Source organism: Paenibacillus sp. PSB04 (assembly GCF_025809195.1).
Taxonomy (GTDB): Bacteria; Bacillota; Bacilli; order Paenibacillales; family Paenibacillaceae; genus Paenibacillus_AQ; species Paenibacillus_AQ favisporus.
On record NZ_CP081301.1, the window covers coordinates 824,731 to 840,476 of the forward strand.

10 protein-coding genes are annotated in these 15,746 nt (G+C 46.3%); all 10 read right to left on the minus strand.

Going from position 1 to position 15,746, the window contains the following annotated elements:
- Positions 1-402 precede the first annotated feature (402 nt).
- On the minus strand, positions 403-1,290 hold the full coding sequence (locus tag K2F33_RS04290; RefSeq protein ID WP_263881068.1) for a YitT family protein: 888 nt from the start codon (positions 1,288-1,290) through the stop codon (positions 403-405).
- A 128-nt stretch (positions 1,291-1,418) separates the two neighbouring features.
- A protein-coding gene (prfB, locus tag K2F33_RS04295) for a peptide chain release factor 2 (RefSeq protein ID WP_263881069.1) occupies positions 1,419-2,532 on the minus strand; the annotation gives its coding sequence in 2 pieces (ribosomal slippage) (positions 1,419-2,459 and positions 2,461-2,532; 1,113 coding nt in all).
- Positions 2,533-2,717: 185 nt separating this feature from the next.
- Complete coding sequence (secA, locus tag K2F33_RS04300) at positions 2,718-5,225, minus strand: preprotein translocase subunit SecA (protein ID WP_212985553.1); 2,508 nt, start codon at positions 5,223-5,225, stop codon at positions 2,718-2,720.
- Positions 5,226-5,688: 463 nt separating this feature from the next.
- Positions 5,689-6,252: a ribosome hibernation-promoting factor, HPF/YfiA family gene (gene hpf, locus K2F33_RS04305; protein ID WP_263881070.1), complete on the minus strand. Its 564-nt coding sequence runs from the start codon at positions 6,250-6,252 to the stop codon at positions 5,689-5,691.
- Between the two features lie 284 nt (positions 6,253-6,536).
- Positions 6,537-6,734 carry a cold shock domain-containing protein gene (locus K2F33_RS04310; RefSeq protein WP_018887618.1) on the minus strand — a complete coding sequence of 66 codons (198 nt, stop codon included), beginning with the start codon at positions 6,732-6,734 and terminating at the stop codon, positions 6,537-6,539.
- A 204-nt stretch (positions 6,735-6,938) separates the two neighbouring features.
- Positions 6,939-10,889, minus strand: coding sequence for an immunoglobulin-like domain-containing protein (locus K2F33_RS04315; RefSeq protein WP_263881071.1), 3,951 nt, complete (start codon positions 10,887-10,889; stop codon positions 6,939-6,941).
- A gap of 477 nt (positions 10,890-11,366) precedes the next feature.
- Positions 11,367-12,110, minus strand: a complete 744-nt coding sequence (locus tag K2F33_RS04320) for a glycosyltransferase family 2 protein (RefSeq protein WP_263881072.1) — start codon at positions 12,108-12,110, stop codon at positions 11,367-11,369.
- Between the two features lie 59 nt (positions 12,111-12,169).
- On the minus strand, positions 12,170-13,240 hold the full coding sequence (locus tag K2F33_RS04325) for a glycosyltransferase (protein WP_263881073.1): 1,071 nt from the start codon (positions 13,238-13,240) through the stop codon (positions 12,170-12,172).
- On the minus strand, positions 13,237-15,024 hold the full coding sequence (locus tag K2F33_RS04330; protein WP_263881074.1) for a glycosyltransferase: 1,788 nt from the start codon (positions 15,022-15,024) through the stop codon (positions 13,237-13,239). The genes K2F33_RS04325 and K2F33_RS04330 overlap by 4 nt, the downstream gene beginning before the upstream one ends.
- Positions 15,021-15,731: a class I SAM-dependent methyltransferase gene (locus tag K2F33_RS04335; RefSeq protein WP_263881075.1), complete on the minus strand. Its 711-nt coding sequence runs from the start codon at positions 15,729-15,731 to the stop codon at positions 15,021-15,023. Before K2F33_RS04335 ends, K2F33_RS04330 begins: the two co-directional genes overlap by 4 nt.
- Positions 15,732-15,746: the final 15 nt, after the last annotated feature.

Sequence of the window (15,746 nt, forward strand, 5' to 3'; positions counted from 1 at the left end):
CGCTTCTGTATAAATCATGAATAATTATGTATTATTATACGACCGCTTTTATATAAATACAACACTTTGGAACGAATTTCCCTTATCCTGTAAGGGCTTATCCGCTCCTGCCTCCTATGGTCCGGGCATAATGTTCTTTTTCTATCTCCAAGAAAAAAAGACCCTGCTCAAGGTCCGACCAAATTCATTCCTATGGAGTGATACATGCGTTGATCCCGAACCGCCCTTGTGGCGTGTGATGTCGTTTATTTTTTGATGCCGTATCGGTCCGGACAGGTGTGAACATCTAACCATCCCTCCAACCACTTCATAATGAAAAAGAGGCTGCCCAGCCCGCATGGATAACTGTTCGCCTCTTTTTGTTGTTCATTATTAAACTATGATGGATGATGAAAAAAATGCTCAGCTGCCCTGCAGCTTAAACCCCTCGCCCAGCACCTCATGCGCATTGCTGATGATAACAAAAGCCTCCGGGTCCACCGACTGCACAAGCGTCTTCAGCCGCGTCGTTTCGCTCTGGCCGATGACGACCATCAGCACGGTCCGATCCGTCCCGGTATAGCCGCCGGTGGCGTTCAGCTTGGTGCAGCCCCGGTCCAGGTCCTTCAGCACTGCCGCCGTTATCGGTTCGATATGGTCCGAGATGATATAAGCCACCTTCGAGTAGTTGAAACCGAGCTCAATGGCGTCGATCACCTTGCCGGTGACATACAGTCCCACCAGCGCATACAGCGCCTTCTCCAGCGACAGCGTACAGGCGGCTAAAAGGATGACCGATCCGTCCAGGATCACGACGCACAGGGAAAAGCTCAGTCCGCTGTACTTCTGAATAATTTGGGCCAGCGTCGTCAGTCCACCGGTGGAGCCCCGTCCCCGGTACACGATTCCGATGCCGAGACCTACCGCAATCCCGCCGTAAATCGAAGCGAGCAGCGGGTTGCTCGTCGGCAGCGGCCAGTCCTTCGTCAGATATACGAACAAAGGCAGCACCACGCTGCCCAGCAGCGAGCGGATGCCGTAATTTTTTCCGAGCAGCAGGATGCCCAGGATAAACAACGGAATGTTGAGCGCCCATTGGGTAAAAGCCGGTTCCATGCCAAACCAGGCTTCGGTCAGCACGGAAATCCCGGATACCCCGCCGGAAGCAATGCCGTTCGGCAGGAAAAACAAATTAAACCCTAAAGCGATAATAAAGGAACCGACAATGATGAGCAGCGTATCCACCACGTGGCGCTGGGGTCCGCTCAGGGGCAGAGATGCCTTTTTGCGGTTCGATGACTTCTGAGACATGAACAATTTTCTCTCCTTACCAAAAATATAAAATCGGCCATCCAACAGCCAAGACTTCCGGAATGCTAAAATCAGTCCTTTACACCAAAAAATTCCTACACGAATAGCGTGTAGGAATTCACTTGGTTTTATTCGGTTTCCACCTTAATTTGGCTGCGCAAATAACCGTCGATGAACAGATCCAGGTCCCCGTCCATGACAGCGCCGACATTGCCGGTCTCCACTGAGGTGCGGTGGTCCTTTACCATACTATAGGGATGAAACACGTAGGAGCGAATCTGGCTGCCCCAGGCAATATCCGACTGTTCCCCTCGGATTTCATCCAGCTGTTTTTGCTGCTCTTCGAGTTTGCGCTCGTACAGCTTCGAGCGAAGCATTGTCATCGCGCGCTCCCGGTTTTTGATCTGCGAGCGTTCGTTCTGACAGGTTACGACCACGCCCGTCGGGATGTGGGTAATCCGTACCGCGGAGTCCGTCGTGTTAATGTGCTGACCGCCGGCGCCGCTGGCCCGGTACGTATCGATCTTGAGATCCTCTGTCCGGATCTCCACGTCGACGTCCTCGGTAATCTCCGGCACGACATCGCAGGAGACGAACGATGTATGGCGGCGTCCCGATGAGTCGAACGGCGAGATCCGCACCAGACGGTGCACGCCCTTCTCAGCTTTCAGATAGCCGTAAGCGTTAAAACCTTTAATCAGCAGTGTAACGCTCTTGATCCCGGCCTCGTCACCCGGCAGATAGTCCAGGGTTTCCACTTTGAAGCCGTGCTTCTCTGCCCAGCGGGTGTACATCCGCAGCAGCATCTGTCCCCAATCCTGGGACTCGGTGCCGCCGGCACCCGGGTGAAGCTCGAGAATGGCGTTCATTTTATCGTAAGGCTGGCTCAGCAGCAGCTTGAGTTCAAAATCGTCCAGCTTCTTGGTTAACGACTCCACCGCTTCGGCGATTTCGGCGGCCAGCGATTCGTCGCCTTCCTCGTCGGCCAGCTCCGCCATCATGGAGGCGTCGTCGTATTCCTGCTGCAGCTTCTCATACTCGTCAACCGACGACTTCACGGCGTTCATTTCCGCGATGACCGATTGAGCCTTTTCGTTGTCATCCCAAAAGTCGGGAGCCGACATTTTCTCTTCGAAGTTCGCGATCATTTCCTGCTTCAGATCTAAGTCAAAGAGACCCCCTAAGATTGGTGAGTTTCGTTGCAATTTCCCTCAGGTCGTGCTTAACGCTTGGATCTAACATGGTTTACTCTTCACCTCTTTATCGACATAAACTCCCTTAAGCGGAAAGACCCTGCAGCCGTCCTCCTCTTCAGAGCAGCGCCCGCTTCGGGTCTCCCGGTTTAAGGGAGTTTTGGCTCCGCTTCTTAGAGTTGCCTAAGAAACGGCTGTTGTATGAATCATTGTACCATTTGCTTCTATATTATCTTATGCTTCTTGACCGTGGCAGTGTTTGTACTTCTTGCCGCTGCCGCAAGGGCACAAATCGTTGCGTCCGATCTGTTCGCCGACTTGCACCGGCTTCTTCTCGGTCGGCTCGCCATTCGTGGAAACCTTGCTCTCTTCCACGACAGCCTGGCGCTCCTGGTTCGCTTCGATGTGGGCCTTCATCACGTACATGGCCACTTCTTCCTGGATGCTGGCCGTCATCGTGTTGAACATCTCGAAGCCCTCGAATTGGTATTCGCGAAGCGGATCCGTACCGCCGTATGCACGGAGGTGGATACCTTGACGGAGCTGATCCATCGCGTCGATGTGGTCCATCCACTTGCTGTCGACGGAGCGAAGCACGATAACTTTCTCGAACTCACGCACCAGCTCGGAACCGATCCGCTCTTCGCGCTCGTCGTACTTCTTCTTCACCTTATCGAAGATAAACTCTTCAATCTCCTCAACCTCTTTGCCCCACAGATCGTCGCGGGTAATCGAGCCTTCGTCGAGGAGCTTGCTGTTCACGTAATCAGCCACTTCCTGGAGCTCCCAGTTTTCCGGAATATCGTCGGAGCAGTGTACCTCGACCGCACGGTCAATGACCGGCTTGATCATCTCCATGACGATATCCTTGATGTTGTCGGATTCCAGAATTTCACGGCGCTGCTTGTAGATGATTTCCCGCTGCTGGTTCATGACGTCGTCGTATTGGAGAACGACCTTCCGCAGGTCGAAGTTGTTGCCTTCGACGCGTTTTTGCGCGGATTCGACCGCACGGGTAATCATCTTGCTCTCAATCGGCTGGTCTTCCTCAAAACCGAGGCGTTCCATCATGTTCAGCACGTTGTCTGCGCCGAACCGCTTCATGAGTTCATCGCCCAGCGACAGGTAGAACTGCGTCGAGCCCGGGTCGCCCTGGCGTCCGGCACGGCCGCGAAGCTGGTTATCGATCCGGCGGGATTCGTGGCGCTCCGTACCAATGATATGCAGACCGCCCACATCAGCCACACCTTCACCGAGCAAAATGTCGGTACCCCGTCCAGCCATGTTGGTGGCGATCGTTACCGTACCCGGCTGACCGGCGCGGGAGATAATGTCCGCTTCTTCGGCATGGTATTTGGCGTTCAACACCTGGTGCTTGATGCCCTTACGCTTCAGCATTTCCGAAATGAGCTCGGAGTTCTCGATGGATACCGTACCAACCAGCACCGGCTGGTTCTTTTTGTGGCGTTCCACGATTTCGTCGACAACGGCCTTGAACTTGCCGTTCACGCTCTTGTACACGATGTCCGGCATGTCGTTCCGCTGGTTTGGTTTGTTTGTCGGTACCTGGATAACTTCCAGGCCGTAAATTTTCTTGAATTCTTCTTCCTCTGTCTTCGCCGTACCGGTCATGCCGGCCAGCTTGCGGTACATCCGGAAGTAGTTCTGGAAGGTAATCGTCGCGAGCGTCATGCTCTCGTTCTGCACCTCGATGCCTTCCTTCGCTTCGATTGCTTGGTGCAGACCGTCGCTGTAACGGCGTCCGGCCATCAGGCGGCCCGTAAACTCGTCGACGATCACCACTTCGTCCTCTGTTACGACGTAGTCGACGTCGCGGCGCATGATGACGTTCGCCTTCAGCGCCTGCACGATGTGGTGGTTCAGCGTAATATGGCTGTGGTCATACAGGTTCTCGATGCCAAAAGCGCGTTCCGCTTTAGCAACACCTTTTTCCGTCAAGGCAACGGATTTGACCTTAATATCAACCGTATAGTCCTCTTCCTTCTGCAGCTGCTTCACAAAGCGGTCCGCTACGTAATACAGCTCCGTCGACTTTTGGGCTTGTCCTGAGATGATCAGCGGCGTACGCGCCTCATCGATCAGAATCGAGTCCACTTCGTCAATCGTACAGAAGTACAGCGGGCGCTGCACCATTTGTTCTTTATACAGCACCATGTTGTCACGCAGGTAGTCGAAACCGAACTCGTTGTTCGTACCGTACGTAATATCACAGGCATAAGCCACTTGTTTATCCGCATGGTCCATGCCGCTCAGGTTCACCCCGACGGTCATGCCCAGGAATTCGTAAATTTGTCCCATTTCCGCGCTGTCCCGCTGAGCGAGATAGTCGTTGACGGTGACCACGTGCACACCTTTGCCGAGCAGGGCGTTCAGGTATACCGGCAGGGTACCTACCAGCGTCTTCCCTTCACCGGTCTTCATTTCGGCGATCTTGCCTTCGTGCAGCGTCATGCCGCCGACCAGCTGAACGTCGTAATGACGCTTACCGAGCACGCGCTTGGATGCTTCGCGTACGGTGGCAAACGCTTCTGGCAGGAGATCATCGAGGGTTTCACCCTTCTCCAGGCGCGCACGGAACTCCTCCGTCTTCCCTTTCAGCTGCTCATCGGAAAGGTTGACGAATTCCGGCTCTAATTTGTTGATCTGATCAACCGTCTTCATCAGACGCTTGACCTCACGATCGTTGACGTCACCGAAGATTTTTTTGACAATACCTAGCATGGTTAACCCCTTTCGCGCAAAACAATTGTTAGAATCAACTTCAGTTATTTCAGGGTTATGTTCAAATGAAATAGATTCTTCATGAACCAATTCACACAGACACCGGCTGAATGAGATGGATTCAGAAAGAATCGATTCATACAGGAGTATTGAAGATCTGCTGCTTGTTGAAATTGATCCGGACAGAATCGGCTTCATACAGACAAAATGCAACTGCTTGAAGTTCATTCCAATCGTGTTCAAACCGGTAATTAAAATAAAAACGGGTTTGCATAAATTGTAACAGTTTGTAAGAGATGCCGCAACAACTTACAGCCCTTACAAACGGCCTCTATTTATATACGCACGAAGAGCCCCATCCGTTGCAGGACAAGGGCTCTTTTTTTACTCGAAACTCAATAAATATTTACATAATCATGAAAATTGTTACAACGGACCGTCATTTTGTTAATACGCGCTGCCTTCATTTTTGCTCGATCAAACCGTATTTTCCATCATTCCGTTTGTAAACGACATTCACTTCCTGAGTATCAATGTTCGAAAAAACAAAGAAATTATGTCCGACCATGTTCATCTGCAAAATGGCTTCTTCCACGTCCATCGGCTTCAGGGTGAAGCGCTTCGTGCGGACCACTTCCAGTTCGTCGTGCTCTTCCTCCGTCATCGTCGGCAGCAGGCCGGTACCGGTCGCGGCTTCTTCCGTGAACAGCATCTTCAGGCTTCCTTCCTGGCGGAACTTGCGGTTGAGCTTGGTCTTGTGTTTGCGGATTTGGCGTTCCAGCTTGTCCACGACGGCATCAATGGATGCATACATGTCATCGCTGCGGTCTTCGGCCCGGAGCATCACTCCAGGGAGCGGAATCGTTACCTCCACACTGTGCAAACCTCTAGTAACTCCAAGTGTCACATTTCCATCTGAGGCGGGGGGTGCATCGAAATACTTCTCAAGCCTGCTGAGCTTCTTGTCGACATAGTCCTTCAAAGCATCAGTAACCTCGATTTGTTGACCTCGAATAGCTAAATTCATAGGGCACTCCTCCTTTGCAGTTCCATTATATCACAATTGTTAACGCTAAGTAAAAAGGCGTTTTCAGGCGGCTGTCCGCCAAATGAAAGCCCTTTACTCACCCCCGCTGTCCGCCTAAAGCAGGGTAAAATTCCTTAACCGCCCAGGAGGAAATGAAACAGGTTCGTTCGTGGTAAAATCCGCCGGAACGCAAAGAAAGACCCTGGAGATCCAGGGTCTTATCGCTACCGTTCTTCAATTACTTAACCATCGAACCGTATATGTAGGTCGGCCTTGCCGGATGATTATAATTTGATTACGTTAGCTGCTTGCGGTCCACGAGCGCCTTCGACGATGTCGAATTCAACGTCTTGACCTTCTTCCAAAGTCTTGAAGCCTTCAGATTGGATTGCGGAGAAGTGTACGAATACGTCGCCACCTTCAGCAGTCTCGATGAAGCCATAACCTTTTTCTGCGTTGAACCATTTAACTTTACCTTGCATGCACTAACATTCCCTTCGTCGTCAAATAAAGTGTGACTTACGCCCACATTCCTGAATATACCACCCAAACTTGTCCATTGTCAATTGGAATGGAAAGGGGTTTAATTGTATAAAATTCCAATCAACTGGCTATTCGGAATGTCGATACGTAATCATTTATATGCTGTATTAACCGGATTTAATACGAGTGAAACGGGGAAATAATTAATTATTTGTTCCCAGTTCTTGTGTGTCTTGCGGACCTTGTTGCTCTTCGATCGGTGGAGTGTCTTGTGGTTGTTGTGGTTCTTCAGACTCTTGTTGTTCGCCAGTCACTAGGGGCTCTTCTGGAGCTTCAGGAACGTACTCCCCATTCAAGATCGTGTTGTAGACTGAATAACTTTCTCCATTATTTAATGTAATCGTTATTTTTGCTTTAGACGGTTTTTGTGTAATGTCATACGGAGTGCTATCCCACCATTCATTCGAGCCTGCTTTTTCACGATCTGTGAAAGCTGCGCTTAATTGACCGTCCAATTCGCCATATGTTTCGTCGTCCGATTTCAATTGAGCAATTTGGTCACCCGTTGCTGTACGTGTGGCTAACGTTGAATCATCCTCAGCTACCAGGGCTACTTCGATTTTTTCGATGTCGTCATAGCTAATCCGATCTGGCTTTAATTGTAACTGAAATCCAACATTATACGCTATCTGCTCGGCCCAATAGCCGAAATCTTGAGCAACAACAAAATCCTCCGCTTTAGGCGCTACTATTACGCGAACTTCATGATGAGAGGAAGCAAGCACCTTATTACTATCTACTTCAACCAATTCAAGCTTGTAGCCATACGTGCCTTCTTGGTTATAAGCAACTCTAAAGCTGCTCGTCGCATTTTGGAGCGGGAATCCGGAAGAAGGTCCATAGATGGCTACTCCGCCACTAAGATCCAACGAGTGATAGTCTCCATCATTGACTTCGTAGTATTGAAGGTTCACAACTTGAGCTTGGGAAGGGTTGACTAGGGTGATGACTACTTTCACCAAAGCGTCTTTCTTTCCATTAGCTTTTGTGGATACCTCTACGTCTTGTGGAATACCCGTATAAGCTACATCCTTAATCGTACTTACGATCTCAGGGGATCCGTTAATTCCTTCTAAATAATACTGCGTTTGCCCAGAAACAATGGTATTGGTACTCGTCGCAGGGCCATTAACTACCTCACCTTGTCCATCGATGACCCAAATGGTTGGTTTGCCATAGGACTCTGTTTCGTTCGTTAAAGTTCCAGCGACATTTAACAAGGAAGTATTCAATCCGGAAGCCGCACCTTTAGATACCTCAATGCCGCCAAATTCGTTTCCGCCTACATTAACGTCCCCTTCTAAAGTTACGTCAGACCCATTCACCAGTAATCCAGCGTCTCCACCTGTTAAATTGAGGTCGCTGATCGTTACGCCTGAAGTGTTATAGACGTGCAGAACGTAGTTGCCTTGCCAGTCAGCAGCATCCCCCTTAAACGTAATGCTATGGTTTCCTCCATTAATAGATACCTTCCGAGTAACTGTGATTTTCTTATCGGTTTCAATATTAGAAGTAATATCAATGGTTGATTTTGTTTCATCTGACAATGCAGCAATCAATTCATCAAATGTATCAACACTTGCAACGTCATCATTTTTTACAATAACCGTTCTTGTTACTTCTTCCGCTGCATTCCCCGCTGCGTCCCTTACATTGTAGTGGATGGTGTAATTTCCCGCATTGGTAGTATCAATACTATCTACCGCTTGACTATCTTTGGTGTAGGTCACTTTGACTTCCAATTCCGTATCTTTGTTGTCTGTGACACTTACGCCGGCATCCTCATATTTTGCACCGAAGTCTACCGATACGATCGCTTCACCTTTCAGTTCAATCACTGGCTTTTCAGTGTCAGCCTCTTCTTTCACAATGACCGTTCTCACTACTTCATCCGCTGCATTCCCCGCTGCGTCGCTTACATTGTAGTGGATGATATAAGTACCCGCTTCGGTAGTATCAATACTATCTACCGCTTGGCCATCCTTCGTGTAGGTAACTTTGACTTCCAGTTCTGAATCTTTGTTGTCTGTTGCTGTTGCGCCGGCATCTTCGTATTCTGCACCGAAGTCTACCCATACGCTGGCTTCACCTTTCAGTTCAATCACTGGCTTTTCGGTGTCTGGCTCTTCCTTCACTATCACTGTTCTCGTTACTTCTTTTGCCGCATTCCCCGCTGCGTCGCTTACATTGTAGTGGATGGTATAAGTTCCCGCTTTGGTAGTATCGATACTATCTACCGCTTGACTATCTTTGGTGTAGGTCACTTTGACTTCCAATTCCGTATCTTTGTTGTCTGTGACACTTACGCCGGCATCCTCATATTTTGCACCGAAGTCTACCGATACGCTGGCTTCACCTTTCAGTTCAATAACTGGCTTTTCAGTGTCAGCCTCTTCTTTCACAATGACCATTCTCACTACTTCGCCCGCTGCATTCCCCGCCGCGTCGCTTACGTTGTAGTGAATCGTGTAGGTACCGGCTACTTCCGTATCAATTTTATCTACAACCTTACCGTCCTTAGAATAAGTGACTTTAGCTTTCAAGCCAGTGTCTTTGTTATCCGCAATGGTAACACCTGCATCGACATAATCCGCGCCATACGCGAGAGTTACGGTAGCTTCGCCTTTCAGGGTAATAACAGGAGCTACTGTATCCACTGGATTCGTCGTTCCCCCACCATTATTGCCTCCGCCACTCGATCCGCCGGAAGACCCGCCGCTGCTGCCCCCACTACTGGAGCCGCCGGAACTTCCGGAAGAAGCAGGAGTGTTCACTTGAATGGAGTCCTTTTGAGAGCCTTCCATTTGGTTCGGTTTAGTTTGGAAAGTAGAGCCTTTGGCTCCGTCGTTAATCGTTGCTGTTTGAATTTGGCCGGAACCGAGGAGTTTCGCTACCGCATCCAAAACAAGTTTCACGATCTTTGCTTCACTGCTCAGTTCGATCGATGTATTTCCTGCAGAACCATCAACTTGAACATTTTCGATGGAACCCTTAACCAATTGAACGGAAATGGATGCAGCAAAAACATCAACATCATCGAATGTTCCGTTCAGTGTGACTTTTGCATGTGCCGGGAGTTCCTTGGACAATTCAACATTTGTAAAGCCCTCGCCGCTGGCATGGTCTTCTTCCAATTTGGCCGACGACTTTACAACGACGCTTTGGGTGACCGTGGAACCTTCAGCCACAATACGCACGGTTCCATCTTTTTTGTTCACAACGATATTCACCAGTACGGAATCAACGAAGTGGATCGAGTTTTCGCCGCCGCCCTGAACGTTTGTGGTTCCATGAACTTTGACGTTTTTCAGAGTAGCATCTCCGCTGCCAATTCCTTCGGCAAGGGTCAGGTTGCCTTGTATCTCTACATTTTGGAGTGTTACTCCTGGAGTACTGATGACAACGTTTCCATGAATAACCTGGATTTCTTGATCTTTACCGCCGTAGGTGCCAGCCTGATCAAAGGTCACGGTCTCAGCTATTTTCTTTGCAAAGGCTGCGTCAATCAGCACTACCGCTTCCGCTCTCGTCAAACTTTTCTGCGGTTCAAAGGTTTGATTCGGGTAGCCATTCATGATTTTACTTTCCAGGACTGCTGTGACACCTTGCTTGCTCCACGCAGAGATGCGGTCGGCATCCTTCAAAGTGGACAACGAATCCGTCTGTCCCGCTGTCAGTCCCACAACTTTGGCAATCATAGCTGCAGCTTCTTGACGGGTGACATCAGCAGAAGGGTGAATCGTCTGATCTTGGTAACCTTGAACATATCCAGCTTTAACCGCTTTGGCCACATCTGTATAGGCCCAGTTGCTGCTCGACAAATCGTTAAATTGAACTTGAGCAGATTCGGTGTATCCAAAAATACGATTGACCAACGCGATAAATTCAGCCCGAGTAATCGATTGATTGGGTCTAACCGTACCATCCTCAAAACCTTTCAAAGTCCCTCGGTTTACCCACTCCTGCAGCTGTTTTTCAGCCCAGTGACCGTTGATATCCTTTATAGGTTGTCCTGCAAATGCGGGACTAACAGCCCCCAAAGTCATCCCCAAACCTAGCAATCCGGTTAACGTACCATGCAAACCTTTTTTCACAAGAATATCCTCCTATAGGCTTATGTAATCATGCGTCAAAACGAAAAAATGAACTAAATCGACATTATTTTCATCCGACGTTGCTTCATCAGACCTCCTTTTCCTAAAAAATCAGAAAACTTATAACAATAGAACCAGGGCTTAAAGACTATTTAATGCTTCTTGTATCCTACCATATTTAGACAAAGGAAATCTATACTTTTGTTCCTTTTGTTTCCTATTAATTTATTCATTGCTAGGTTGAATTAAAAAATCAAACAAAAAAGACTAGATCGTCTTCTTTCCGTATGAATAACTTAGACATCTTGTTCCAAACATATTCCACTTTATCTCTAAGGGATAGTTTATTACTGCTGTTAATACAAAAACACCTTCACGTTTGCCTCCATATCTTTCGATATGGTTGCACTCTCATGAAGGTGTATAATTTGGGAGACAACCTAAGCAGGGGATTAAATTTTACACATTTTGTTCGGCTTATGAAATTGACTCGATTTCCTTACGAATCAGTACAAGCAGTTCACTGTTAGTTGTCTTTGAAACTGCAATTTTCAAATATCTCAATGCCTTTTCCTTATCCAGCACCGACATTTCTCGCCCCAAATGTAGCCATAACCTGGCATTGTCATTGTCTGCCTTTAAATTTTGAATCAGGAGCTCGATATTTCTTTTTTTCTTTGACATCACGTCGACAAGATTGATGTCGTATCCATCGTGAAGTAGATGAATGTCACTTTGTAACCGCGGCATATCCCCAAACGTAATTTGCTCATGTATCATGTCCCTGTACCGCAAGCGGCTTGGAAAAAGCCGAACATAGCCGACAGGTATAACCTCTACAATTTCTCCATTTAACGTATTATCGTAGATGATATCGAAAACCGCTTCTTGACCCAGAGAATCGTAAGCATTTACGTAAGAGCGTATCTTATCATGATCAGCAGCCGGAAGGACATCGTCCGAATCTACCACAAAGACCCATTTGTTAGTGACCTGTTCGAGAGAGTAGTTTCTTGCAGCCGAAAAATCATTGATCCAATCAAAGTGATACAATCGAATGTGTTCATGCCCTTGTGCGTAAGATTCAATGATTGCAACGGTTTGATCGGTCGAACCCGTGTCAACAATAACAATCTCATCAACCGCAGTTATGATACTATCCAAGCACCTTGAGATACAACGTTCCGAATCTCTTACAATCATTGCTGCCGAGACACCCATTTATTCTAATCCTTCCTCTACCCTATCCGATTTTAGTTAATCTATGGATTTGGATATTTTTACAAATGAATACCAGTAAGTCGATCTTTGGAAGGGGAATAATTCATTTCAGCGGCTTGCGCATAGCACTCCTTGGCCTCGACCATTCTTCCTGTGACCTCGTAAAAAACGCCGAGATTATGAAGGGCCGCATAAGAACCGGTACCCAGCACACTTCCTTCACGACCATTGTCACCGATTTCCAATGCTTTTTTGTAGTACTTTTCGATTAACGAAACGAGCCCTCCATATTGTTCAGGATCGCTCGAAATCAGCTCCAGTAAATAAAGCGCCGAAACAAAAAAGAAATCGGGATATTCATTTAAAAATTCCAATTCACTATCGATAATCTGGATCCCTTCACCCAACTGACCTGTAGCTATAATCGCATATATTAAATTCACTATAATACTAGGAGCATAACTCTCTTGGTGTGTCATGTTTGCATAAGCGATTTTCAAGTGAGCTAACGCTTCCTCATGTCTCTCTAATCCACGGTATTCCTTTGCAATCTGAAAATGAAAGTACGGATCTAAAGGGTTCTCCTTGATCACCTCGAGTAAAATGGGGATGTTTCTTTCATTCTTGCTTTGCTGAAAATATCCATCGTGCTGGATTTCCACATCGATAATCACCCTCGGCAAATCCGAAATGATTTGCTCATGTATTTTTCCTGAGTATCGGCAGGACGACGGAAATAATCTAGAAATGTAAATTTGCTCATAATTGATTCCATCGGGTCCACTAAACTTATCGACCCTTTTTATTTTTCCAATGGCTTCTTTATTCTCAATAAAATCACGGATTGCTTCAGCGCAATCATTAGATATAAACTCATCTGCGTCCAGGACAAGGTTCCAATCACTCGTAGATCGGTCCAAAGCAAAATTGCGGGCTGCCGAGAAATCATTGTTCCAACGATAATCATATACCGTTGCATTAAAAGCTAAGGCAATTTCCTTCGTGTGATCCGTCGAACCGGTGTCAACGATTACAATTTCGTTCACATACTTTGCCGCACTCTCAAGGCATCGTTGTAAAAAAACGGCCTCATTTTTGACAATCATGACTAAGGAGATCGTTTTTTTCATAGATGATCATCCTGTCGTACTACCAGTTGCAGTTGTAGAAGAATCTTTTCCTGTAAGCTAATAACTTCTTGATCTTTCTCTACAATCCGCTCCAAGCAATTCAATGCCTGGTCATTAGCTCCAATAGAGTGAAGGATAGAAGCGTAGTTAAACAAAGTGTCGTAGTGCCTATCATTGATTTCAAGTGAAGCATTAAGGAGTGGAATTATATCATTGTAAAAACCTTCATTAAAGAAACGGGTCGCCAATACATTTAGAATCCGCTGCTTGTCGATTTCCAAACGATTCACTGCACTTATAATCAAGGACGAATGGACTGCACCGCCCTGAACCATTTGAACTATATGCTGAATTGCCGCCTCTTGATCTATTTCCTCATTCATTTGTTCCAGTACGGACATTAGGGTCATGCTAACAGAGTCTTTTCGCTCTGCACTAACCAGATAGCTTACAGTAGATAGATGATTGTCCTGGTTTGCTCCATTTAAAGTACTTAAATGGTGAATAAATTGACTAACCGCAGATGATTCATTACGATTCACCTTGGTATATTTTGATACGAATAATCCTGCTTGCTCAAATATATTCTCGATCTCTGAAAGTGTGAACAGCCTCTTTGTTTCCCGTTCAAGTACACTCCCATTTCCGTAAAGCGCCTTGTTGTATAATAGGGAATATATAATACTGTAATGAGCAGCATTAGGGATGCTAGCCAAAATTTTGCCGTCAGGTTTTAATGACTTCTTTACTTTATCCAGAAATCCCCACGGATCTTCAAGTTGTTGCAGAATATCCCCTAAAAAAATATAGTCATAGGATTCAATATCATAGGAAATTTTCTCTGCATCTCCAACAACAACTTCACCCACCATACTTGCAATAGTGGCTGCCTGCTGATTTTTCTCTATACCGAATAAAGCTGCGTTAGGATACATATGTTTAACTTTTAATAATGTGGCGCCGCAAGCGCAACCAATATCCAACACGTTTATTTTTCTCATACAATCCGGTTCAGTGATCATTCCGACTAGATCTTCTCTGGACTGTGTATGATACGCTGTATGAAACCCCCATTTCTTTTCAAATGTCTCCCGATTTCGATTCCACAGCTGTTGCCGTTGTTCAGGCATGTCTCCAAAAGAAGTTGACCCGAAATGATGGATAAACACATTTCTGCAAAGGATATTTTTGTACCCTGCCTTCATAATACGAAACGAATAATCACTGTCTTCGCACATACCCGGGCTAAATGCCTCATCTAACAAGCCTACCTTCTCGATAACCTCCCGCTTTATTAGCATACAGAAGCCTATAAGCTTTAGCTTTTGCTCCCAATCGGGCTTGGTCACCGCATTGTAGGTGTTAGCAAAACCCCACATTTCATCAATTGTAGTGTACGACGCAGTAATTTCTTGATCGCCGTATGCACTATTGGTTACCGGCCCCACAGCCCCAATATCAATGGAGCTGTATAAACAGTCTGTCATAAGATCCAGCCAACCTTGGGAAACCAGAACATCATTATTTAATAGAAGAATATTATCCCCAGTCGCAAGTTCGATCCCTTGATTGCATCCTTTAGGAAATCCGACGTTTTTATCGTTAAAAATCGTCAAAATATCCGTTTGTTCGGCGAGCCAGTCTCTGGTTCCATCCGTGGATAAATTATCAACGACGATCAATTGGTATGTTCCCCTTGGAGTGAATCTGCGAATGCTTTCAATGCATGCCTGCGTGTATTCAAGTTTGTTGTAGGTGAGGATGATAATGCTAGTTATTTTCACCGTTGAACCTCCTTATTTTTTTCCGGTTCAACTTTTATTAGATAATAAACACTGCCACGATCTTCAATTCTTCCATTCCCCTCAAGTTCGTTTAAGTGGAAATCAACTATTTGATAATCCAGGTCTAGAATCATCTTGTGAAATGACACTGGGTTCATTCTATTGCCCCAACTCCATCCAGGTGCTGGGATCTCCAAATAATTCTCATCATGGTTAGATAACGAAACTACGCTTTGTATTATTAAATACTTCCTGGCCATACTGTACGACTTAACCAGTATTTCCTTCGGATTTTCTACGTGATATAATCCACCTACATTTGCAACAATGTCATAGCTATGCATATTATCTATTTCATTTATATCCTCTAGGATAAATTCAATATTATTTATTCCTAGTCGCTCTGCTATCTTTTCAGCTTTAAAGAAATGTCCATCTTTATTATTATCAATACCTGTTGAAAAAGTTGCACCTAAATGCCTTGCTAACATTGCATAATAACCATCCGCACAAAATAATTCAACAAAATTAACTGGTGTACATACACTCGATCTGCATTTTGCTATTGCATACTGCATATAAGCTCTAATGATTGGTTCTTTTGATTTTTGATTTAACTTATATAATCCATCTAGTTGGTGATTATGGATTCCAAAAATAGAATAATCATGGTATAACTTCCCCAAATCTATAAGATTATCTGTCATAATTCATCTCCAACA